19 protein-coding genes are annotated in these 22,572 nt (G+C 73.0%); 10 read left to right on the top strand and 9 right to left on the bottom strand.

Features of this window, described 5'->3' with window-relative positions:
* Positions 1 to 300 precede the first annotated feature (300 nt).
* Positions 301 to 798, top strand: coding sequence for a MarR family winged helix-turn-helix transcriptional regulator (locus ACFYYR_RS13810; protein WP_388851330.1), 498 nt, complete (start codon positions 301 to 303; stop codon positions 796 to 798).
* Positions 799 to 853: 55 nt separating this feature from the next.
* Positions 854 to 2,068: a cytochrome P450 gene (locus tag ACFYYR_RS13805; RefSeq protein ID WP_388851327.1), complete on the top strand. Its 1,215-nt coding sequence runs from the start codon at positions 854 to 856 to the stop codon at positions 2,066 to 2,068.
* A 130-nt stretch (positions 2,069 to 2,198) separates the two neighbouring features.
* Here the strand turns inward: ACFYYR_RS13805 and ACFYYR_RS13800 are convergent, their stop codons facing one another.
* Positions 2,199 to 3,044 (bottom strand): hypothetical protein, encoded by an 846-nt coding sequence (locus ACFYYR_RS13800; protein ID WP_388851324.1) that lies wholly within the window; start codon positions 3,042 to 3,044, stop codon positions 2,199 to 2,201.
* 516 nt (positions 3,045 to 3,560) lie between these two features.
* Between ACFYYR_RS13800 and ACFYYR_RS13795 the strand changes: the two genes are divergently transcribed.
* From ACFYYR_RS13795 to ACFYYR_RS13775, 5 genes are all read left to right on the top strand, one after another.
* Entirely contained in the window at positions 3,561 to 6,455 is a 2,895-nt protein-coding gene (locus ACFYYR_RS13795; RefSeq protein ID WP_388851321.1) for a nitrate- and nitrite sensing domain-containing protein, read from the top strand.
* Entirely contained in the window at positions 6,452 to 6,958 is a 507-nt protein-coding gene (locus ACFYYR_RS13790; protein ID WP_388851318.1) for a roadblock/LC7 domain-containing protein, read from the top strand. The genes ACFYYR_RS13795 and ACFYYR_RS13790 overlap by 4 nt, the downstream gene beginning before the upstream one ends.
* Entirely contained in the window at positions 6,955 to 7,356 is a 402-nt protein-coding gene (locus ACFYYR_RS13785) for a DUF742 domain-containing protein (protein ID WP_388851315.1), read from the top strand. Before ACFYYR_RS13790 ends, ACFYYR_RS13785 begins: the two co-directional genes overlap by 4 nt.
* Positions 7,357 to 7,366: 10 nt before the next feature.
* Positions 7,367 to 7,972: an ATP/GTP-binding protein gene (locus ACFYYR_RS13780; RefSeq protein WP_388851415.1), complete on the top strand. Its 606-nt coding sequence runs from the start codon at positions 7,367 to 7,369 to the stop codon at positions 7,970 to 7,972.
* Positions 7,973 to 8,037: 65 nt separating this feature from the next.
* The gene (locus tag ACFYYR_RS13775; protein ID WP_388851312.1) at positions 8,038 to 9,294 is read left to right on the top strand and encodes a styrene monooxygenase/indole monooxygenase family protein; all 1,257 of its coding nucleotides are present in this window, start codon (positions 8,038 to 8,040) and stop codon (positions 9,292 to 9,294) included.
* A 196-nt stretch (positions 9,295 to 9,490) separates the two neighbouring features.
* Here the strand turns inward: ACFYYR_RS13775 and ACFYYR_RS13770 are convergent, their stop codons facing one another.
* The 4 genes from ACFYYR_RS13770 to ACFYYR_RS13755 form a co-directional block, all read right to left on the bottom strand.
* On the bottom strand, positions 9,491 to 10,633 hold the full coding sequence (locus tag ACFYYR_RS13770; RefSeq protein WP_388851309.1) for an NlpC/P60 family protein: 1,143 nt from the start codon (positions 10,631 to 10,633) through the stop codon (positions 9,491 to 9,493).
* Positions 10,634 to 10,831: 198 nt separating this feature from the next.
* A complete protein-coding gene (locus ACFYYR_RS13765) occupies positions 10,832 to 11,098 on the bottom strand; it encodes a hypothetical protein (protein WP_388851306.1) in 267 nt (88 codons plus the stop codon).
* A 49-nt stretch (positions 11,099 to 11,147) separates the two neighbouring features.
* Positions 11,148 to 11,972, bottom strand: coding sequence for a TetR/AcrR family transcriptional regulator (locus ACFYYR_RS13760; protein WP_388851303.1), 825 nt, complete (start codon positions 11,970 to 11,972; stop codon positions 11,148 to 11,150).
* A 135-nt stretch (positions 11,973 to 12,107) separates the two neighbouring features.
* The gene (locus ACFYYR_RS13755) at positions 12,108 to 13,052 is read right to left on the bottom strand and encodes a diiron oxygenase (protein ID WP_388851300.1); all 945 of its coding nucleotides are present in this window, start codon (positions 13,050 to 13,052) and stop codon (positions 12,108 to 12,110) included.
* A 283-nt stretch (positions 13,053 to 13,335) separates the two neighbouring features.
* Between ACFYYR_RS13755 and ACFYYR_RS13750 the strand changes: the two genes are divergently transcribed.
* Positions 13,336 to 14,451 (top strand): ferritin-like domain-containing protein, encoded by a 1,116-nt coding sequence (locus tag ACFYYR_RS13750; protein WP_388851297.1) that lies wholly within the window; start codon positions 13,336 to 13,338, stop codon positions 14,449 to 14,451.
* 65 nt (positions 14,452 to 14,516) lie between these two features.
* Here ACFYYR_RS13750 and ACFYYR_RS13745 read toward each other — a convergent pair whose 3' ends face one another.
* The 4 genes from ACFYYR_RS13745 to ACFYYR_RS13730 all read right to left on the bottom strand — a co-directional run bounded on the left by ACFYYR_RS13745 (position 14,517) and on the right by ACFYYR_RS13730 (position 19,529).
* Positions 14,517 to 15,971: a penicillin-binding transpeptidase domain-containing protein gene (locus ACFYYR_RS13745; RefSeq protein ID WP_388851294.1), complete on the bottom strand. Its 1,455-nt coding sequence runs from the start codon at positions 15,969 to 15,971 to the stop codon at positions 14,517 to 14,519.
* Entirely contained in the window at positions 15,968 to 17,371 is a 1,404-nt protein-coding gene (locus ACFYYR_RS13740; RefSeq protein WP_388851291.1) for an FtsW/RodA/SpoVE family cell cycle protein, read from the bottom strand. Before ACFYYR_RS13740 ends, ACFYYR_RS13745 begins: the two co-directional genes overlap by 4 nt.
* A 186-nt stretch (positions 17,372 to 17,557) precedes the next feature.
* Entirely contained in the window at positions 17,558 to 18,028 is a 471-nt protein-coding gene (locus ACFYYR_RS13735; RefSeq protein ID WP_388851288.1) for an SH3 domain-containing protein, read from the bottom strand.
* A 328-nt stretch (positions 18,029 to 18,356) separates the two neighbouring features.
* Entirely contained in the window at positions 18,357 to 19,529 is a 1,173-nt protein-coding gene (locus ACFYYR_RS13730; RefSeq protein WP_388851285.1) for an extracellular solute-binding protein, read from the bottom strand.
* A 490-nt stretch (positions 19,530 to 20,019) separates the two neighbouring features.
* Here ACFYYR_RS13730 and ACFYYR_RS13725 point away from each other — a divergent pair, with 490 nt between their 5' ends.
* Positions 20,020 to 20,703 (top strand): Crp/Fnr family transcriptional regulator, encoded by a 684-nt coding sequence (locus ACFYYR_RS13725; RefSeq protein ID WP_388851282.1) that lies wholly within the window; start codon positions 20,020 to 20,022, stop codon positions 20,701 to 20,703.
* A gap of 183 nt (positions 20,704 to 20,886) precedes the next feature.
* Complete coding sequence (locus tag ACFYYR_RS13720; RefSeq protein WP_388851279.1) at positions 20,887 to 22,569, top strand: GTPase; 1,683 nt, start codon at positions 20,887 to 20,889, stop codon at positions 22,567 to 22,569.
* Positions 22,570 to 22,572: the final 3 nt, after the last annotated feature.

The raw sequence follows: 22,572 nt of genomic DNA, 5'->3' as shown, positions 1-22,572 counted from the left end.
CACCCCCCCCCCCACCCCCCCCCCCCCCCCCCCCCCCCCCCCCCCCCCGGGGGGGGGGGGGGCGCCCCGCCCCCCCCGCCCCCCCCGGCCGTTCGCGTGTCTCCGGCCCGTCCCACCGTGCTTCTCCCGCCGCACCCCGTCCCACCAAAGGCCCGCAGGGGCGGTTCCCCGCCCCGGCGGCAGCCCGGGGCCCGCAAGGGGCAGATGACAGTCCCTGCCGCTTCTGAGAAATACTGGGGAGAGCGGCACCAGCCGCCGCCGGGGAGAACCCCGAAGAGGACAGCCGGAGAGGGTGCTGACGTGCACAACACTGGGGCCGGCGGCCCCGAGGAGACTGCCGGAGCCGACCGCACGGACGGCGGGGACCAGGCCTTTCTCGCGCTGGAACGGGAGTTGGCGGTCTTCCTGCGCCGCGCCCGGGCCTCCTCCGGCGAGATGGCCCGCGCGGTGCACCCCGACCTCGAACCGGCCGCCTACGGCCTGCTCGTCCGGCTGGAGGACGCCGGAGCGCAGCGGGCCACCGATCTCGCGGGCTACTTCGGCGTCGGCAAGGCGACGATGAGCCGTCAGCTGCGGGCCCTGGAGGAGCTCGGACTGGTCGTCCGGGAGCCGGACCCCGCCGACGGCCGGGCCTCCCTCGTGGCGCTCACCGACGAGGGCCGCACCCGCTTCTCCGCCGTCCGCAAGGCCCGCCGTGCGCGGTACGTCCGGAAACTCGCCACCTGGGACAGCGGCGAGATCGCGGAACTGGCCCGGTTGCTCAACCGTCTGAACGTGGAAAGCGAAACCGACGAGTAACCACCGACGGGCAACTACCGGGGAGCGCCCCCGCAGTTCCGAAAGGGAGCTCACCATGACGACGGAGACCTCCGCCGAGCGCGAGGCCCTGCCCCAGCCCTTCGACACCGCGTGCCTGAAGGACCCCTACCCCCTGTACGCGCGCCTCCGCGCCGAGCACCCCGTGCACCGCATCGCCCTCCCCGACGGGTCGCCGGTCTGGCTCGTCACCCGCGAGGCGGACGTCCGGGCCGGTCTCGCCGACCCCAGGCTGTCGGTGAACAAGGACGATTCCGGGGAGGGGTACAAGGGCTTCTCGCTGCCCCCGGCGCTGGACGCCAATCTCCTCAACATCGACCCCGACCACCACCTCCGCCTGCGCCGGCTGATCTCCAAGGGCTTCACACCCCGGTCCGTCGAGGCCCTGCGCGAGCGCGTCCGGGCCACCGCCGACCGGCTCGCCGACGGCCTGGCGCAGCGCATCGAGAAGGACGGCTCGGCCGACATCGTCGCCGACTACTCCCTGCCGTTGCCACTGGCCGTCATCGGCGACCTCCTCGGCGTGCCCGAGGCGGACCGTCGGCCGTTCGCGGACCGCACCGCCGAGATGTTCACCCCGGAGCACCCCCGCCAGATCCCCGAGGCGGTCGACTTCCTCCACCGCTATCTGATCGATCTCGTCGCGCTGCGCCGCGCCGAGCCCGACGGCAATCTGCTCTCCGAGCTGATCGCCGTCCGTGACGACGGCGACCGGCTGAGCGAGGACGAACTCGTCTCCCTGGCTTTCCTGATCCTCCTGGGGGGCAGCGAGAACGCGCAGCACCTCATCAGCGCCGGCTTGCTGACCCTCTTCGAGCACCCCGAGCAACTCGAAGCCCTCCGCGCCGACCCCGGCCTGCTGCCCGGGGCGGTGGAGGAGATCCACCGCTTCGCCATGCCGCAGCAGATGGCCATCCGGCGCTTCCCGCTGGAGACGATGGACGTCGGCGGCGTGGACATTCCGTCCGGCGACACGGTGCTGCTGTGCCTGGCCTCCGCCAACCGCGACCCCGACCGCTACCCGGATCCGGACCGTTTCGACATCCGGCGCGAGGACACCGGTCACCTCTCCCTCGGGCACGGCATCCACTACTGCCTCGGGGCGCCCCTGGCCCGCATGGAGATCGGCATCGCCCTCGACACCCTGCTGCGCCGCTTCCCGGACCTGGCGTTGGCGGGCCCGGCGGACGAACTGCCGTGGCGGACCTCGTTCCGGTCCCGCGCGCTCGTCTCCCTGCCGGTCAAGGCCTGACGCCCCCTTCGCACACACCGCACGGAGGCCCGGCAGCCCTCTAGCAGGGCCGCCGGGCCTCCGGCCTGCCCAGCGCAGCCCGGCCGGCCATCGCAACCTCCGGCCTGCCGTCAGACCCCACGGCTTGCCGTCAGAGCTCCGCGAACACCACTGACGCGTCGTCCCGTGCCTTCCCCCGCGGGTACGCCTCGCCCTCCGGGTCGGCGGCCTCCGCCTCCCGTACCGCGGTGACCAGCGCCCGGGTTCCCGCCCCGCGCAGCACCGAGAGGCACGCCGCCCAGTCGCCCCTGCGGAAGACCTCGGTCCAGCGGGCCGCGCCGTCCGTCAGCGCGGCGACGGACCGCACGTCCGCCCGCGGCGTGCTGCCGGTCACGGCCAGCCGGGCCACCTCCGGGTCGGCGGCGGCGGTGAAGAACCCGCCCGTGGCGTTGCGCAGGGACTCGACGGCGCGGCCGTACTCGGCACGCGCCGCCGCCCGTTCCGCCGAACCGCGCGGCAGGGAGCGCGCGGTGGCCCCCAGCTCCCGGACGGAGTCCGGGAGCCGGTGGAGGCGGTCGTCGAGGACCGGCGTGACGGTGCCGTCCGCCGCCTCGAGCAACAGCACGGAGTCCGACAGCACCAGATGCTCCACGACGGCGTCGTCCCAGCGCACAGCCACGACGGTGGCCTGCGGCGTGCGGACGTGAGAAAGGTCACACACCCCGGAGTGAGCGTCCGCGGCGCGCCTGATGGCGTCCGCGAGGCAGGACGTCAGCGTCATATCCCGCCGCGAACCGGACAGTTCGAGCAGGGCGCCGCCGAGGCGGGCGGTGAACCACGGAACACCGTGCGTGCATCCGGCCTCGTCCGCCGGTGGGGTCACCCCGTCCAGCAGGACGAGCGCACCGCCTCGGCCCGACGCTGGTAGGGCCACCGATGCGTAGTCCTCGTTGGGGTGTTGGGGATCCCCGGGTTCGGTGGTGACGTCGATGCGCATGCGGCCAGTCTGCCGGACGTCCGAATGCTTTCGGCCAAACGGCTCTGACCTGCGCGGGAACCGCCCCGGCCGGTGTCCCGGCTGCCGGGATTCCACCGGATTCGACGGGCTCCGGCGCGCTGCGGGCGGGCATCTTGCCAGGCCCCCGCGGTCTTTTCCAACCGGCGCGCGCGGAACGCGTTAGACAGGGTGTCGAGGGAGTTGTTCCTCAACTCAGTCGTGATGTTCACTCGTTCGGGTGGCCAGCCGGGCGATGAATGCCTCGCCCACACCGGTACTGGAATGGTCGATTTCGTACCTGGGGGTGGGGGTGGACGCCCGTCGCGCTCCGCGCGCAGCAGGTCAGCCAGTGAACTGTCGTCACCTCGGCCATGGGCGGACGAGTACAGATTGCGAGCACCGGTGCAGAAGATGTGGCCTCGGGGCAGAGATCGTGGACCGAAGGGCACGGAGGGCGGCGGGGCGAACCCCACGCCGCAGCGCACCGCGCGGGTCCGTAACCGCCTGGTCGCGTCGGTGGCCGTCGTGGGCGTCGCCGTCATTGCGGCGGCCGCCCCCGGTGTCGCCGGCCCGTCACACGACCTGACGGAGTCCCAGCGGCTCGTCACCCTGTCGGAACTGAACGGGCAGGCCGTCGCGCTCGCCCATTCCCTGGCCGACGAGCGGGACGTGATGACGGAGTTCGTCGCGGCCCGCCGCAGCAACGCCTCCGGCGCCGCGGCCGTCTCCGAGACCCGCCGCGCCCGGGTCGACCGGCAGGTGGCGGAGATCCGTCCCGACGCCCCGGCCGACCTGCGGCGCGTCCTGGACGCCCTGCCCGAGCTGCGCCAGGAGGCGCTCTCCGGCCGGGGCGACGCGCTGCACACCTTCACCGCGTACAGCGAGACCGTCCAGGCGCTGCACGGGGTCTCCACCGATCTGGCCCGCCGGACACCGCCGCGCGCCACCGACGGCTCCACCGAGGCGCTGCCCGCCCTCGGCCGCGCCGTCGAACAGGCCTCGGCCACCCGCGCGCTGCTCCTCGGCGCGCTCTCCGGCGGCGGCAGCCAGCCGCAGCTCACCGCCGCCGGCCAGCGCGCCCGGGTGCAGGAGCAGGCGGCGCTCGCCGAGTTCGACCAGACGGCCCCCGAGGCCGCGGCCGACCGCTACACCAGCACCGTCAACGGCACCGAGGTCGGCACCGCCGAGGCCTACCTGGCCCGGCTCACCGACCAGCCGCGGCTCTCCGCGCAGGACGTCCGGCTCAACCGCAACCGGGTCGACGCCGCCCTGTCCGCCCGGGTCGACCGGATGCGGGCCGCGGAGTCCGCGCTCACCTCCACCGGGACCACCCAGCTCGCCCAGCTGCGCGACGACGACGTCTCCGCGCTGGAGATGCGGATCGCGCTGGGCGTGGTCTGCCTGCTGCTCGCGGTCGGCATCAGCATGTCGGCGGCCCGCTCCATGACCCGGCCGCTGTCCGCGCTGCGGCGCGGCGCCCGCCGGGTCGCGGCCGACCCGCTCGCGGAGGAGCCGGTGCGCTACACCGGCCGCAACGACGAGTTCGCCGAGGTCGTCGCGGCCGTCAACGAGCTGCGGGAGGCCGCGGCCCGGCAGCACGCCCGGTCCGAGCAGCTCGGCGACGACCGCACCCGGCTGGTCGCCGAACGGCAGCGCCTCGCCGACCAGCGGGAGGAACTGCTCGGCAAGCAGAAGGAGCTCACCGAGCTGCTCGCCGGCGTCCAGGACCGGATCCACGGCAGCCACGTCAACCTCGCGCTGCGCACCCTCGGCCTGGTCGAGCGGCAGCTCGGAGTGATCGAGGGGCTGGAGGACCGGGAGCAGGAGCCGGAGCGGCTGGACACCCTCTTCAAGCTCGACCACCTGGCCACCCGGATGCGGCGCTACAGCGAGAACCTGCTGGTCCTCGCCGGCTCCGAGTACGGCAACGGGCACAGCGGACCGGTGCCGCTGCTGGACGTGCTGCGGGCCGCCATCAGCGAGATCGAGCGCTACGAGCGGGTGCAGATCCAGTCCCTCCCGCCGCACGCCCGGATCGCGGGCTTCGCCGCCGACGCCGTCAGCCACCTCGTCGCGGAACTGCTGGAGAACGCCACGGCGTTCTCCCCGCCGGACGCCGACGTCCAGCTCTCCGGCTGGCTGCTGGAGAGCGGTGAGGTCATGCTCTCCGTCCAGGACGAGGGCATCGGGATGACCGAGGAGCGGCTGGCTGAGCTGAACGCCCGGCTCGCCGACCCGCATCCGCACGACGCCGCCGGTGTCACCGGCGAGGACCACGCGCTCGGGCTGGGGCTCTACGTGGTGGCCCGGCTCGCGGCCCGGCACGGCGCCCGGGTGGAGCTGCGCGACCAGAAGCAGGGCGGGGTGGCGGCCGTGGTCGTCCTCCCCAAGTCGATACTCCCGACCCGTCCCGCGCCGACCGCCGCCGGCGGTTCCGCGTCCGGGAAGCCGGGCGCTACCCCCGCGGTGAGCCTGCCGGGCTCGGTCGCGGAGGCCAACTCCAACGCGCTGCCGCACCGTACGGCCGTCCTGCCCGCGGCGCGGTCCGCGGCGGACGCCGGGCCGCAGGAGCCCGCGGCCCCGGCGGCGCCCGGCGGCACCGTTCCGGAGTCGGCCGCGGAAGCCCCGTCCGGCCCGGACCCGGACGGCGCCCCGACGGGCGAGACCCCGCTGCCGGACCCGCTCATCGTGTCCCCGGCGACGCCGCAGCCGTCGGAGACCGAGCGGCCGGCGCAGGAGGACGCCCGGGAGCCCGGTGTCCCGTCGCTGGCCCTGACCTCCGAAGACCCGCTGGTGGCGGCGGCCGAACGGGCCGTCGCGGAGGCGCAGTCGGTGCCGGAGCCGGAGCCGGCCGACGGGACCGCCCCGTACGCCGCCGGGTCCGAGGAGCACGCCCGCACCGCGGACGAGGGGACGACCGGACGGCTCGACCAGCCGACCCAGCCGCTCCGGGTGCCGCAGCAGGCCGACCCGGCGAGCGCCGCACAGCCGGCGGACACACCGGCGGCCGGCGACGCGAGCGGTGACTCCGGCCCGCGGGCGGCCCAGTGGGAGCGGGTCGACGGCCCGGCCGGGGCGACCCCGGCCGCGGAGCCGGCACAGGACGCCGCGGAGCCTGCGCAGCAGCCGTCCGCGGAGGGGGAAGAGCCCGGTCAGCGGGCACCGAAGTGGGAACGCGTCACGGACAAGGGGCTGCCCAAGCGGACGCCCCGGACCGTGGCGCCCACGGGACCCAAGCGGGAGCGCAAGGGTTCCGTCGACGCCGATGCCCTGCGCCGCAGGCTCGGCGGGTTCCAGCAGGGCAGTCGCGACGGCCGACGCGACGCCGAGGCCGAGACCGTGGAACGAACCGGACAGCACCAGACGGGGGCACAGGACGACGGTGGCACAGTCGAGGAGGCACGCGGTTGAACGCGTATACCAAGGCCGGCCCGGAGCACCGGGCGCCGGGTCACGGCGGGAGCAACGAGGCCCGTAACCTGCACTGGCTGCTGAGCAACCTGGTCGACGAGGTGCCCGGCGTCCACGCGGTCGCGGTCGTCTCGTCCGACGGTCTGCTGCTGCTCGCCTCCGACCCGGGGCTCGCGGCGCAGCGGACGGGCGAGCAGCAGGAAGGCCCCCGGGGATCGAGTGCCGACCTCGCCACCATCGTGTCCGGGCTCGGCGCCCTCACCACCGGCGCCGCCCGGCTGATGGACGCCGGCAACGTGAAGCAGACCATGGTCGCGATGGACGAGGGCAGCCTCTTCGTCATGTCGATCAGCGACGGTTCGCTGCTCGGTGTGCACGCCACCCCGGACTGCGACATGAGCGTCGTCGCCTACCACATGGCCCTGTTCGTCGGCCGTGCCGGCCACGTGCTCACCCCCGAACTCCGCAGCGAACTGCGCAAGTCCATGGAGAGGGACCAGTGACCTCCTCACCCAAGCTGCCCACCCGAAGCGGGGACCGCAAACCCGCCCGCGTACGCCCCTACTCGCTGACCGGTGGCCGCACCCGGTTCGGCCACGTGCTGCTCGTCGAGACCTTCGTGGCGGCCCTCGACGCCCCCGAGGAGCGGCGGGAACTCACCTCCGGCGGGTGGGCCGACCGCGTCATGCCGGAAATGCGGATGATCGTCGAGCTGTGCCGCCGCATGCGGTCGGTCGCCGAGATCTCCGCGCTGCTGAGCATGCCGCTGGGCGTGGTCCGCGTACTGCTCAGCGACTTGGCCGACCAGGGAAAGATCCGCGTCTACGGCTCCGGGAACGACACCGGCCGGCCCGACCGCGCGCTGCTCGAAAGGGTGCTCAGTGGACTTCGAAGGCTCTGACGCCACCACCATGACCACGGGCGGGGCCACCGAAGAAGGCCTGCAGAGCTGGCAGACGGACCACACCCGGGCCCCCATCGCCACCAAGATCGTGGTGGCCGGCGGCTTCGGCGTCGGCAAGACGACCTTCGTCGGCTCGGTCTCGGAGATCACTCCGCTCACCACCGAGGCGGTGATGACGCAGGCCAGTGAGGACATCGACGACCTCGCCGCGACCCCGGACAAGGGCACGACGACGGTCGCCATGGACTTCGGCCGCATCACGCTCGACCAGGACCTGGTGCTCTATCTCTTCGGCACCCCCGGCCAGCAGCGCTTCTGGTTCATGTGGGACGACCTGGTGCGCGGCGCGATCGGTGCCGTCGTGCTGGCCGACACCCGCAGGCTGGACGACTCCTTCCCGGCCCTCGACTACTTCGAGAGCTGTGGGTTCCCGTACGTCGTCGCGGTCAACCACTTCGAGGGCACGCCCGAGTACGAAGTGGCGGATGTGCGCGAGGCGTTGTCCGTTCCGGCGCACGTGCCGGTGGTGATCATGGACGCGCGGAAGCGGATCACCGTCGTCGAATCGCTGTTGCAGCTGGTGGGCCACGCGCTTGACGTCACTGCTCAGTGACGTAGCCTCGGCCCCGCTGTTCCGGAACGCAGCGTTCCTTTTATGTGTTGAGAGAGAGTCCAGCCATGCGGAAGATACTCGTCGTGGGGGCCGGCCAGTCCGGTCTCCAACTCGCCTTGGGCCTGCAGTCGCAGGGGTACGAGGTCACCCTGATGTCGAACCGCACGGCGGACGAGATACGCACCGGTCGCGTGATGTCCACCCAGTGCATGTTCCACACCGCGCTCCAGCACGAGCGCGACCTCCAGATCAACTTCTGGGAGAGCCAGGCCCCGCGGATCGAGGGGCTCGGCGTCTCCGTGGCCAACCCCGAGCCGCCGGCCGCGGGCGAGAGCCGCGGGCGGATCATCGACTGGCTGGGTTCGCTCGACGGCTACGCGCAGTCCGTCGACCAGCGGGTGAAGATGGCCGGCTGGATGGAGACCTTCGCGCAGCGCGGCGGCCAGCTGGTCATCCACGGCGCCGCCGTCTCCGACCTCGACTTCTTCTCCCGCCGCTACGACCTGGTGCTGGTCACCGCCGGCAAGGGCGAGCTGGTCTCGATGTTCGGCCGCGACGCCGCCCGTTCCCCGTACGACACCCCGCAGCGCGCGCTGGCCGTCTCCTACGTGCACGGTCTGGGCCCGCGCCCGGAGCACCCGGAGACCGACGCCGTCCGCTGCAACCTGGTGCCGGGCGTCGGTGAGCTGTTCATCATGCCCACCTACACCACCTCCGGCCGGGCCGACATCCTCTTCTGGGAGGGCATCCCCGGCGGGCCGCTCGACGCGTTCCAGGGCGTCAAGGACCCCAACGAGCACCTGGCGCTGACCCTGGAGCTGATGGAGAAGTTCACTCCCTGGGAGTACGCCCGCGCCACCAAGGCCGAGCTGACGGACGCCAACGGCACGCTCGCGGGACGGTACGCCCCCACCGTGCGCAACCCGGTCGGCCGGCTGCCCGGCGGCGGGCTCGCGCTGGGCGTGGCCGACGTGGTCGTCGCCAACGACCCGATCACCGGCCAGGGTTCCAACTCGGCGTCGAAGTGCGCCGCCGCCTACCTGGCGAGCATCGTCGAGCACGGCGACAAGCCGTTCGACGAGGAGTGGATGCAGGCCACCTTCGACCGCTACTGGGCCACCGCCCAGCACGTCACCAAGTGGACCAACGCGATGCTGGCCCCGCCGCCGGAGCACATCCTGAACCTGATCGGCGCCGCCGGCCAGCTCCAGCCGGTCGCCGACCGCTTCGCCAACGGCTTCAACAACCCGGCCGACTTCGAGAACTTCTTCTACGAGCCGGAGAAGACGGCGGCGTACCTGGGGTCGGTCGCGGGAGCCTGACGGCCCCGGCCGGCGGGCCGGCGACGGGCCGGTACCGCCGCCTTCGGACGGCCCGCCACCGGGCGTCCCGTGTCCCCCTCACGGTGACGCGGGGCGCCCGGTGGCCCGTCCGGGCGGGGATCCGGACCGGGCTCCCGACCGGCAGCGCGCGGCACGCACGGAGCACCCGGAACCGTCCGGGACGGCCCGCCGCGGATCACACCGCCCGTTGCCCCGGGGCCCCGGAGTATCCCGTGTCGTCCCCGTCCGCCGCGCCCTCGGGGAGCTCCGGCGGGACGTAGCGCGCCAGCGACGGCTCGTGGTCGTCCGGCCGGACCACCCCCAGCAGGGGGTTGGCCGCCAGCGGCGAGACCTTCACGTCCGTGCCCGGCCGCGGGGCGTGCACCACCATGCCCTCGCCGACGTACAGGGCCACATGCGTCGCCTCCGGGAAGTACACCACCAGGTCACCGGGCCGGACGTCCCGCAGCGGCACCCGCCGCAGCCGCTGCCACTGCTCCTGGCTGGTCCGCGGGATGGACCGGCCCGCCCGGGTCCACGCCTGCTGGGTGAGCCCGGAGCAGTCGAAGGAGTCCGGCCCCACCGCGCCCCAGGCGTACGGCCGGCCGATCTGTTCGACCGCGTAGCGCACGGCCCGGTCGCCCGCCCGGGACGGCGCTCGCTCCGTGTCCAGCGCGCCCGACCCCATCAGGGCCCGCTGGGCGGTGCCGGTGTCCTCCTGCTCCAGCCGGCCCAGCTCCGCCAGCTGCTCCGCGGACAGCGAGGCGAGCATCCGCTCCACCTCGTCGAGCCGGCGCTGCGCCGTGTCCCGCTGCTCCACCCTGCGCCGCGCCAGCGTCTGCTGCCGCTCCAGCGCGGTCCGGGCCTCGCGCGCCAGGCCGGCGAGCCGGCGCTCTCCCCGGGCCAGCCGGACCAGTGCTTCGGCGCGTTCGTCCGCGGCCCGCTGGAGGAGGTGGCTCTCGTCGAGGAAGGTCTGCGGCCGGCGGCTCAGCAGCAGCCGGAGATAGGGGGAGAGCTCGGCGGTGGCCCCCTGGTACTGGTCCCTGACCAGGCGGTTCGCGTTGCCCTGCCCCTTGGTCAGCTCGGTCCGGGCGATGGCCAGCCGGCCGTTGAGCCGGATGACCTCGGCCCGCTGCTTCCGGAACCGTTCCGCGGTGGCGTTGTACGCCTCGCCGGCCTCCTCGGCCTTCCGGTAGTAGGTCTGAAGCTGCGTCAGCAGCTCCCGGACGGGCGGGTCGGCGGGAGCGGCGCCTGCGAGCGGCGGCGGAGCCGACACCGCGAGCGCGGTTCCGGCGACCACCGCCGCCGTACGGACCGACCGTGCGAACCGTCCTGACACGGACTCACCTCCGGTGCATCAGAGAGCTGGGCAGGTTGCCCGGTCTTCTGACACTATTTCAGAGATGGTCGTATTGTCGGGATCTATGGTCGGGGCCGGGCCAAGCGGCCACGCATGGACCACCCCGCGACCCCCGGTGCGCCCCCGGCGTCCGGTCCCGGCGGTTCCGTGCCGGCCGGTCCGCGACCGCGGCCGGTGTCACCGGCCGGGCTTCGACCACGGCCACTTCGGGCCGCCCGCCGGCCGGCCCTCCGGCGCGTACGCGTACTTCCACCCGCGCTGGATCCCCAGCCTGGAGTGCCCGGCCGGGACCCGCAGATAGACATGGACCGTCGGCTCGCCGCCCTCCGGACCGGGCACCGGAACCTCGTACACCTTGGGCGGATGGCCGGTGATCCCCAGGAGCACCGGCAGGACCCTGCCGTCCAGCGGGCCGCCGACAAAGAGTGTGTCCTCGCTTCTCACCGCACCATCTTCACCCGGTGCGCCGGGCGGCGCCCGCCCGGGCCCGCCGTCAGCCGGCGTGCCCGGTACCGCCCGCCGGGGGGCCGCCGTCCAGCAGGTGGGCGGCCTCGCGCACCAGGGGTACGACCCGCCGGGCCAGGGACCCCGCCGGTCCGTCGGCCCGCTCCAGCGCCAGCGCGGCCACCGTCACCCGCGCGGTCTGCGGGTCGCCGGCCGCGGTGGCGGTGAGCAGCGCGACGAAGTGGTCGACCAGCCAGTCGCGCAGCTCGCCGGCGGTCGGCCGGCGGCCCCGGGGCGCCCCGGCGGTCTCGTCCAGCCAGATCAGGGAGGCCGCCTCCACCGCGGTGATCCAGGTGCGGACCATCATCCGCAGCCGCGGCCCGGGGTCCGGCGCGCCCATGTGCAGCAGGATCTGCTCGGCCGCCGCCCGCCGGACCTCGTCGACGATCGCGCCGGTGCGGGAGGTCTCGGCGACGCTGCCGCCCTGCAGCAGAGCCGTGAAGCCCGCGTCGTGCTCGTCGACGAAGGCCAGATAGCGGTCGAGGGCGCGGCACATCCGGACGGTCAGCGGGCCGGTCTGCGGCTCGGCGAAGCACTGCTCCAGCTCGTCGGCCGCACTGCGCAGCGCGGCCTCGTACAACTGCTGCTTGCCGCCCGGGAAGTACCGGTAGACCAGCGGCCGGGAGACCTCCGCGGCGTGGGCGACGTCGTCCAGCGAGACGTCCTCCGGGGCGTGGCGGGCGAAGAGTTCCAGCGCCGCGGTGAGCAGCTGGGCGCGGCGCTGCTCGACGCTCATCCTGCGGTACGCGACGTCGTGCCCTCCGCCGCGGGAGCGGGTCGGCCGTGCCGTGGGGGCGGTTCCGCTGCCTGTCATGTCCCGCAGGGTAACCGCCGTGCCACCGGGGGAGCAGGGTGCGTGGACGGCGCGGAGGCGGCGGTGCGCCGGCCCGGTCCCTGCGGAACGGGCGGCGGGCCCGGCGCGATCCATGGGCCAATACACCGACAGGCCCTACGCCAGCAGCCCGGAGCTGCGCCACAGCCGGCGGCCCACGCCCTGCAGCACGCCGATGTCGTCGAGGAAGTCGGTCAGCCGCCGGGCCCCGGTCCGCATCACCTCGCGGCGATGGCCGCTGGCCTTCACCTGCGCCACGGCCTCCCGCCGGTCCAGCCCGGCATCGGTGTAGACCTGCGGATTGACGAAGGCGAGCGAGAACACCCGGGCGGCCTCGCCCGAGCTGATCCGGGTCAGCTCGGCCTCCCACCGCGGGCAGGACGCCATCTGGCGGCGCAGCTCCTCGCGCGCGTAGCGGACGTGCCGGGCCTCCTCCACCACGTGGATGCGGGTGACGCCGCGGATCAGCGGCTGGATCCGCTCGTCCGGGAAGGTCAGCCGCTGCATGTAGTCGAGAATCTCCTCGCCGAGCAGGGTGGCGGCGAACGAACCGGGCGTCGTGGAGACCGTCTTGAGGATCCGGGCGAGGTTGTGGTGCAGCCGGGACACGGGGTAGACGGGCGTGCCGCCCTTGCGGATCAGCCGCGCGAACATCATCGAGTGCCGGCACTCGTCGGCGATCTCGGTGAGCGCGTAGCGCACGTGGGCGCTGGTGACGGGCTTGTCGTAGATGTGCCGGACGAGCAGCTGCATCAGGATGATCTCGAACCAGATGCCGAGCGAGGCGAGCGACGCGGCCTCGTGCCGGGCCAGCTCCCTGCGCTGCTCCTCGGACATCCGGCGCCACAGCGGGGTGTCGTAGAGCGAGACGAGCTCCGGCGGCCAGAACCACTTGTCGTCCTCGAACGGGGCGTCCCAGTCGAGTTCGGTGTCCGGGTCGAAGGAGTGCTTCGCGGAGGAGTCGAGCAGCCGCTGGGCGACCTGCTCCCGGTCGCGGAGCGGTCCGAGCGCGTCCCGGAGGGCGGAGGGCCGGGCCGCGGCGCTGTCCGGTGTCGTCATCATCGCTGGAACACCTCGCTGATCGGCGCTTCGGGCCCGGGGAAGGGCCACGGGCACGCCCGGAGCTCGGTCACCAAATCCCCTGTGGCATCAGAGAGTTGATCGCTACGGGCGTGGCGGAACGAGCTTCCGGAGTGATGCCCTCCGAAAGCTTCCCCCTTATGAGACTGCTTGTCAGCAAGACCGTCAATCCCTTGCGCCCGACTTGTTGACCGTTGGGTAACCGGCGTGTGAGCCTGCCAACCATCCGCCCCTGTACGGGTGTCGTGAAGGCAAGGAGGCGTCCATGACGACGCATGAGCTCTACGCGCAGAATCCCGGGGATGGTCAATGGCAGGTGCCCGCGTCCGGCGCGGCCCGCTTCAACTGGGACTACGACGACGGCCGCGACCGGCTCCTGGCCCTCTACCAGAAGGGCAAGGACAAACAGTGGGACGGCGCCAAACGGATCGACTGGGACCTGGAGGTCGACCCGTACGATCCGCTCGGCACCCCCGACGAGGCCATGGCCCTGTACGGCACCCGCTACTGGGACCGGATGACCGAGCGCGACCGCAGCGAGCTGCGACGGCACTACGCCTCCTGGCAGTTCAGCCAGTTCCTCCACGGTGAACAGGGCGCGATGATCTGCGCGGCGCGGATCGTGGAGTCCGTCCCCGACCTCGACGCGAAGTTCTACTCCGCGACCCAGACCATGGACGAGGCCCGGCACGCCGAGATCTACGGCCGCTTCCTGCACGAGAAGGTCGGGATGCTCTACCCGATCAACGACAACCTCCAGGCCCTGCTCGGCGACACCCTCCGGGACTCCCGCTGGGACATGCCGTACCTGGGCATGCAGGTGCTCATCGAGGGCCTCGCCCTGGCCGCCTTCGGCATGATCCGGGACACCACCGACAAGCCGCTGCCGCAGCAGATCCTCGCCTACGTCATGCAGGACGAGGCCCGCCACGTGGCCTTCGGACGGATGGCGCTGCGCGACCACTACCGGCAGCTCAGCGACGCCGAACTCCGGGAACGCGAGGAGTTCGTGATCGAGGGCTGCTATCTGATGCGCGACCGGCTGCGCGGCACGGAGGTGCTGGAGAACTTCGGCGTCCCGCCGCAGGAGGCCGCCGAGTTCACCGAGCAGTCCGAATTCCTGCACCTCTTCCGGAAGCTGCTCTTCAGCCGGATCGTGCCCTGCGTCAAGGACATCGGCCTGTGGGGCGAACGGCTCCAGCGGGCCTACCTCGACATGGGCGTGTTCGACCTGGGCGACTCCAGCCTCGATCTGCTGATGGCCCAGGACGAGGAGCTGGCCGACCGGCTCGACGCGGAGCGGTTCGCCGCGGAGGAGGAGGCCCGCGCGAAGGAGGTGACGGACGCCATCGCCGCGGGGGCCACCGCGGCGGACGGCTGATCCAGGGGCCGAGGAGGGGGGGGCCGGTCCCCGGGAGCCGACGGGTGCCCGCCGCGGCCGGTGGCTCAGTCCAGCGCGGCCCGCATCACCTCCCGGGCGATCGGGGCCGCGCTGCCGCCGCCGCTGATGTCCGCCCGGTCCGCCTCCGCGTCCTCGATGACGACCGCCACGGCGACCGCCGGTTTCGCCGCGCCCTCGGCGCGGGCCCAGGAGATGAACCACGCATAGGGCGTACCGGAGTTGTCGACCCCGTGCTGTGCGGTGCCCGTCTTGCCGCCGACCTCGGCGCCGTCGATGGCGGCGCGGGTGCCGGTTCCGTCGGTGACCACCGCGACCATCAGCTCCCGGAGCCGGTCCGCGGTGTCCCGGCTCATCGCCCGACGGTAGGTCTGGGGGCGGTGCGTGGAGACCGTCCGGCCGTTCGCGGCGGTCACCTTCCGGACCAGCGCCGGGCGCCGGATCACCCCGCGGTTGGCCACCGCCGCCGCGACCATGGCCATCTCCAGCGGTGTCGCCCGGGTGTCGAACTGCCCGATCGAGGAGAGCGCGAGCTGGGCCCGGTCCATCGAGGTGTCGAAGGTGCTCTCCGCCACCCGCACCGGGATCCGCAGACCACTGTCGTTGAAGCCGAAGCTCTCCGCGGCGTCCACCATGCCGCGCAGCCCCACGTCCACCCCGAGGCGCGCGAACACGGTGTTGCAGGACACCTCGAAGGCGTGCAGCAGGGTGGCGTTCTCGCAGCCGGAGGCCTCGTTGGTGAGCCGGGTGGAGGAGTTCGGCAGCCGGTACGGGTCCGCGGTGTCCGTGGGGTCCCCCACCTCGTCGACCACGCCCGCATCCAGCGCCGCCGCCGCGGTCACCACCTTGAACGTGGAACCCGGCGGATAGGTCTGCCGCAGGGCCCGGTTGAGCATGGGTCGGCTCGGGCTCGTGTTCAGCCGCTGCCAGGCCGCGGTCGCGGACGCGCCGGTGCCCGCCAGCGCCCCCGGGTCGTACGACGGCGAGCTGACCAGGGCGAGGATCCGGCCGGTGGCCGGCTCCAGCGCGACCACCGCGCCCCGCCGGCCGCTCAGCCCCTGGTGGGCGGCGCGCTGCACGCCGGCTTCGAGGGTGGTGTGCACATCGCCGCCGGGCTGCCGCTTCCGGATGAGGTCGTTCCACAGTGGCACCCGGGCCAGCCGGGAGTCGGTGCCGGAGAGGAGGTCGTCCTCGGTGCCCTCCAGCAGCGAGGTGCCGTACGTCTGCGAGGCGTAGCCGGTGACCGGGGCGTAGAGCGGGCCGTCGGAGTACCGGCGCTCGTAGCGCAGGCGTTCATGGGTGTCCACCGAGCCGGTGACGGGGGTGCCGCCGACGAGGATGTCGCCCCGCGGCCGGTCGTACCGCGCGATGGCGAGACGGCGGTTGGCCTCGTTGTGGTCGTAGTCGTCCGCCTCCAGGACCTGCACCCGGGAGGCGTTGAGGAGCAGCGCGACCAGGAGCAGCAGGCTGAAGGCGGCGACATGCCGGGTGCAGCGGATCACGGCCGGCCCTCCCCGGGGTTCTCCGGGGCGTCGGGCGCCACGGAGGCGATGACACCGGTGTCGGCGGTCGTCGGGCGGGGCCGCCGGGCGGCGTTGCTGAGCACGATGAGCAGCGCCACGATGATCCAGTTGGTGACGACGGACGAGCCGCCCTGCGCGAGGAACGGCATCGCCATGCCGGTGAGCGGGATCAGCCCGGTCACCCCGCCCGCGATGACGAACACCTGGAGCGCGACGATCGCGGCGAGGCCGACCGCGAGCAGCCGTCCGAACGGATCGCGCAGCGCGAGCGCCGCCCGGTAGCCGCGGGCCACCAGGAGGGCGTAGAGCAGAAAGACCGCGGTGAGTCCCCAGAGCCCCAGCTCCTCGCCCACGGTGGCGAGGATGAAGTCGGACTTGGCGGCGAAGCTGATGAGTATCGAGTGCCCCTGCCCGAGGCCGGTGCCCAGCATCCCGCCCGCGGCGAAGGCGAACAGCGACTCGGCGAGCTGACCGGTGCCGCGGCCGGCCTCGATGCTGGCGAAGGGGTCCAGCCAGGCCTCGACGCGGCTGTGCACATGCGGTTCCAGGGAGCCGACGACGAACGCGCCCACCGCCGCCAACAGCAGTCCCACGGCGATCCAGCCGGTCCGGCCGGTGGCCACGTACAGCATGATCACGAACAGTCCGAAGAACAGCAATGAGGTGCCCAGGTCGCGTTCGAGGACCAGGACGCAGACGCTGACCAGCCAGATCGCCACGACCGGCCCCAGCACCCGGCCGGTGGGCAGCTGGAGTTTCCGGATGCGGCGGCCGGTGTACGCCAGGGCGTGCCGGTTCGCGGCGAGATAGGTGGCGAAGAAGACCGCGAGCAGGATCTTGGCGAACTCGCCGGGCTGGAACGACAGGCCCCCGATCCGGACCCAGATCTTGGCGCCGTTGGTGTCGGGGAAGAAGATCGGCACGGTCATCAGGACCAGCGCCGTGGCCACGCTCAGATAGGCGTAGCGCTGGAGTACCCGGTAGTCCCGCAGCAGCAGGACGACGGCGATGAAGAAGCCGACGCCGAGTGCGGACCAGACGAGCTGGGTGGGGGCGGCGTGGTTCTCCGGGGTCTCCAGGTCGAGCCGGTAGATGAAGACCAGGCCGAGGCCGTTGAGCAGAATGCCGATCGGCAGCAACAGCGGGTCGGCGAAGGGAGCCCGTAACCGGACGGTCAGATGGGCGACCAGGGCGAGAAGGCCCAGCCCCGCGCCGTAACCGGCCGCGCCCCGCGGCACGGAGTCGTGCCGGGCCAGTCCGACCTCGATGTAGCCGAGGACGGGGATGAGCACGGCGCCGACCAGCAGGGCGAGTTCGACCCCCCGCCGCTGGGGGAGGCGCAGGGCCGGCGGGGGCGCGTCCGCTCTCGTTGCGGTCATGCCAGGAAACGTACCAAGCGGTAACGCCCAAGTCCGGCATGCCTGCCTTGTGTGGCTGTGCGGATGAGGGGAGTCCGGTTGCTCAGGGGATGCCGGCGGGGCCTCGTCGGGCGGTTCGCCGCAATGCGGTGCCCTCCCGGCGCGGAGACGCCGGGAGGCCGCGGTCGGCGCTCCGGTGGCGGGACGTCAGCACCAGGCCGGGGCGGGGCCGATGTTCTCGATGTAGCGCGCGGAGGCCCAGGCCCACTTGCCGTTCTCCAGCAGGTACCAGCGGGGGTTGCCGGCCACGTGGTCGCTGTTGGCCTTGCAGCTGATCCGGACGACCGTGCCGTGGGGGAGCTGTCCGACGATCCGGGCGTGGAGGCTCGGGGCGTCCCGCAGGATCAGGCCGGACCGGGCGGTGACCCGGCCCCGGTGGGGGGCGCGGTGGTCCCGGCCGTCGGAGCGCTGGTCGCCGTCGTCGAAGCGGCTGTCGGAACGGCTGTCGGAGCGGGGGTCGCCGCTGGGGTCGCCGCCGTCCGGGCGGAAGCCTTCGCTGTCGGAGCGCGGGTCCGTGCCGTCGGGGGAGTCGGCCACGGCGGGGCCGATGGCGGTGAGGGTGGCGAGGGTGCCGGTGGCGGCGGCGACGGCGAGCCTGCGGAGCTTCGACTGCGGCATCGTGGTCCTCCTCGGCGAGGGGTGTCCGGCGTGGCGGTTCCGGCAGGGGCGGTGTCCGGCAGGGAATCAGGAGGGGCGCCGGGCGCCGGGTGCCGGCGCGACGGGCCGGGCGTGCGCCCGGGACGGGCCTCACCCCGGTCTCTCCGGCGGAGACCCGGACCGGGGGTGAAGGGCGAAGAGCGGCCAACCCGCAGGTACAACGCTAAATCGGACACCTGTTGTGCGCAACTTGTCACGATGGGTGATTATTGCTGGTGGGGAGCGCTTCGGAAGTGCTTCGGGAGTGCTTCAGGGGGGCGGTTCAGGGATGCGGGCAGGCCGGCGTCCGTCAGGGGGTGGAATTCTCCAGGAGGCCGGCTTTGCGCTGGAGTGAGCCGAGCACGCTCGCCGGGTCGCCGTTCCGTTCCACGGTGCTCCCGATCGACGTTTTGAGTGCGCGCACCGTCGCTCCCCACGACCTCTTGCCGACCGGATAGAACTTCGCTCCGGGCAACTGGTCCAGGAACGGGCGGACTTTCCGCTGGGCGGGGTCCGAACGCATGGTGTCGGAGGCGGAGTTGGTCACCGGCAGCAGGTCGTACTGGCCGGTGAACTTCAGCACGTTCTTCTCCTCGTAGACGAAGTCGAGGAATTCTCCGATTTCCTTGCGGTGGCCGTTCCGCTGGAAAGCCATGATCCAGTCGGCGACCCCTGTCGTCGCCTTGGACGGGCCCTTCTTTCCCGGCAGCGGAGCCGTGCCGTACCGGATGCCGTTCTCCTGGGCGAGCTGCATCAGCGTCGGATGGCCGTTGACCATGGCGACGTCGCCCCGGGTGAAGGCGTCGAACGCGGCCCGCCGGTCCGTGCGGGACGGGGACTTGTTGGTGAGTCCGGCGCCGACGAGTTCGTCCCGCAGCCAGGTGAACGTCTCGATGTTCTCCGGGGAGTCGATGGTGTAGCTGCCGACCCCGTCGGTGTAGCCGCCCCCGCCGCTGAGCATCCAGTTCAACGTCTCCGCCTGCGCTTCCTCCGTGCCCAGCGGCAGCGCGTACGGCACCTGCACGCCGGCCCGCCGCAGCGCGGCGGCGTCCGACCGAAGCTCCTCCCAGGTCTCCGGCGGGTCCTGGATTCCCGCCTTCGCCAGCAGGTCCTTGTTGTAGAAGAGCACCCGGGTGCTGGCGACGAACGGCATTCCGTACTGGATCCGGCGCACCTGTCCCGCTTCGGCGAGAGCGGGGAGGAATGCGGCCTGAGTGGGAATGGAGAGCAGCTGGTCCGCCGGGTAGAGCTTGCCCTGGGCCGCGTAGTCGGCGTACGAGCCGGTCTGTGCGATGTCGGGGGCCTTGCCCGCTTTCACCAGGGCGTCGACCTTCTGGTCGATCGTGTTCCAGTCGTACACGTCGACGTCCACGGTGATGCCGGGGTGCTGGAACTCGAATTCCCCGGCCAGCTGGTCCCAGTAGCGCTTCGAACTGTTGCCGGGACGGTCCCCGTAGTCGGCCGCCACCAGTTTGAGCGTCACGTCGCCGGATCCGACGGAACTTCCGCCGCATGCCGTCAGCGTGCACAGCAGGGACGTCGCGACCCCTGCCGCGACAAAACCTGAGAATCGCCGCCGCACTGCCTTTACCGCCCTCTGTTGTGCATGCCCGCTCTGCAGCGCCGAATTGACCGTCGGAAAGGCCCGGCGCGAAAGCCGAGTCTCTCCCGCGGTCACCGGGAGGTCCACCGTCCACCGGTCTCGCTTCGGTATCGACGGCGGCCCCGCGCCCCGCGTGATGGCGCCATGTCCGGACTCCTCCCGCGCACTCCTCCCGCGCACTCCGCCCGCCGCGGACCGGTGCCGCGGCGGGCGCCGTGTGCCGGCTGCCGCGGCCTCCCGGCGAAGGGGCGCGGCCCCGCAGGAACAGGCGCCCGACAGACCGGCTTTCGCACGGATGTCCATTCTCGCGACAACCCTCCGAATTGCCCCTGAGCGGTGGTAATCATGTGTCGAGGGGGAGGAGCGGGGGATGTCCGATGAATTCCCGGTGGGAAGCCTGCTGGCCGGGCTCGGCTTGGAGGAGCGGGGGGAGCTGCTGACGCTCGGCACCGGCCGCCAGTACGGCGCGGGCAGCGTACTGATGCGCCAGGAGGAGACCGCCCACGACGTGTACATCGTCCTGGACGGCTATGTGAAGGTGACCGCGATCACCGCGGAGGAACAGCTGGCACTGCTCGCCGTCCGGTCCCGGGGAGACCTGGTCGGCGAGATCGGTGTCATCGACGGCAGCCCCCGCACGGCGACCGCCACGGCCGCCGGCGCCGTGGTCTGCCGCTGCATCGGGGGTGAGGCGTTCCGCGCCTTCCTGGCCCGGCACCCGGCGGTGTACGACGCCGTGACGCGCAGCGTCACCGCCAAGTTCCGCTCGGCCATACGGCGGCGGCTGGAGTACGTCGACGGCTCGGTCCGCGCCCGGCTGGCCCGGGTGCTGCTCGAACTCGTCACCCACTGGGGCATCCCCGCCCCGGAGGGGATCATGATCGCGGTCGGCCTCAACCAGGCGGAGATCGCCGCGCTGGTGGGCGCGACGGAACGGTCGGTGAACGAGACGTTCGCCGAATTCCGGGCCGAGGGCACCATTTCCGTCGGCTACCGCAGGATCGTCATCCGCGATGTCGAGGCACTGCACAAGGCGGCGCTCGGGATGCCCTGAGGGGGCGGGGGCTCACGCCCCCGCCCCGCCAGCCGGCCGGGCCGCCGCGAGCCGGCTCGGCGACGGGCGCCGGTCGCCCGGCAACTCATCGTGCCCCGGGGCCCGTTCGTCGGGAAGCGGCCGGGCCGCCGAATCCCGCTCCACCTCGGTGTGCGGGAATCCGGGCTCCGGCACCGTGAGCGGATGACACAAGGCCCCGTCGGGCAACCCCCCGACGCAACCCTGGAAGTCCCGCACGACGTCCGCCGCTTGTGCGTCGCGGTGGGTGTGCCGGACGGGACGGACGACGTGCTCCCGCTGCTGCGGGACGCCTGCGCGGTACCCGGACTGGACCGGGCGCTGTGGGAGGTCACCTCCGAGGGCGGTGTGCTCGGAGTGTGGCCGCCCGGAATCGACGAACCGGCCGCGCTGGCCACCTTCCTCGGGCGGCTCCGCGACCGCCTGGCGGCGCACAACGCGGCAGCCCGCCATGGACCCGCGGAAAGCTCGGGAACCACGGACGAGCCGTGGTCTGCGGACGCCTCGGAACCCGCGGACGCCTCGGACGACTCGGGGCCCACGGACGACTCTGGGCCGGACGGCTCGGCGCCTGCGGGCCACGTGCGGGCCGCGGTCCCCTCGGAACCTGTGCGCCGCGCGGGACCCGCGATGCCCCCCGGACCTGCGGCCGGACCCCCTGCGCACCCGGCCACCGCGGACCACCGGGTCCGCACACTCCCCGGTGCCCCCCACCGCCTTCGGCTCCGGATCGCCGTCGCCGAAGGGCTCACCCGGCTCGGCGAAGCCGGCTTCGGCGGAGGGGCGGTGGTCGCCGTCCGCCGCGCCTGCTCCGGTGCCTGGCTGGAGAGCCGGCTCGCCGTGCGGCCGGACACCGACCTCGTCGTGGTGGTCGCCGAGCCACTCGCCCACGACCTCTCCGTCTCCCGGACCGACGTCTCCACCGCCGGCCTCCATCTCTCCACCGCCGGCGCCCCTGTCTCCACCGCCGACGACCCGGGCCCCACCGCGTCCGGCACGGCCCACGACGCCACCGTGTCCCGTCCCGATGCCGCCCCCGGCCCCACCGCGTCCCGCCCCGATGCCGTACCCGCGGATCCCCACCGCGCCGACTGCTCCGCCCTGCCCCGGCACGGCTCCTTCACCGACGGCCGGTGGACCTGGTGCGAACTGTTCGACACCCGCGGCCCGAACCCCGTCCTGGCTCGGGGTCCGCTTCCCCCGGCTCCCGTAGAAACGAGGCCATCGGCTGAAAGGAGTCCCGCGATGCGCATTGCGTTCCTCGGCAAGTGCGGGGCCGGCAAGTCCTCACTGATCAATGCCCTGTTCGGCCTGGATCTCGAAACGGGGCGGTTCCAGGCCACCACCCTGGACCTGCACCACGTCCCCGCCGTGCTCCGCACCACCGGGCACGGCGCCCTTCCCGTCGACGTCGTCGACACCCCCGGCTACGCCGAGAGCCAGGAGACGGAGGAGGCGTACCGGGAGCTGTACACCGCCCTGCTGCCCCGGCTCGACCACGCGGTCTGGGTCGTCCAGGCCCACCCGCGGGCCTTCCGCCCCGACCAGGAGGCGCTGCGGGCCCTCGCCCACACCCTCGGACCGCACACCGGCGTCACGGTCGCCATCACCCGGGCCGACACCATCGGCCCCGGCGACTGGGACCACGCCGCCCGCCGGCCCTCGCCCGGCCAGCGCGTCGCGCTGACCCAGCAGGTCGGCAACGTCTACGGGAAGCTCGCGCCCTACCTGCCCGCCCTCACCGAGGGCGACATCATCCCGTGTTCCACGACCGAGCAGTACGGCCTGGACACGCTCACCGAACACATCCGCGTCGGCCTCATGGCCGCTTCCACCACGGAGCGCTGACCA

Origin of the sequence: Streptomyces sp. NPDC001922 (assembly GCF_042891165.1) — a bacterium.
GTDB lineage: Bacteria > Actinomycetota > Actinomycetes > Streptomycetales > Streptomycetaceae > Streptomyces.
This window is presented reverse-complemented; position numbering and strand designations above follow the sequence as displayed.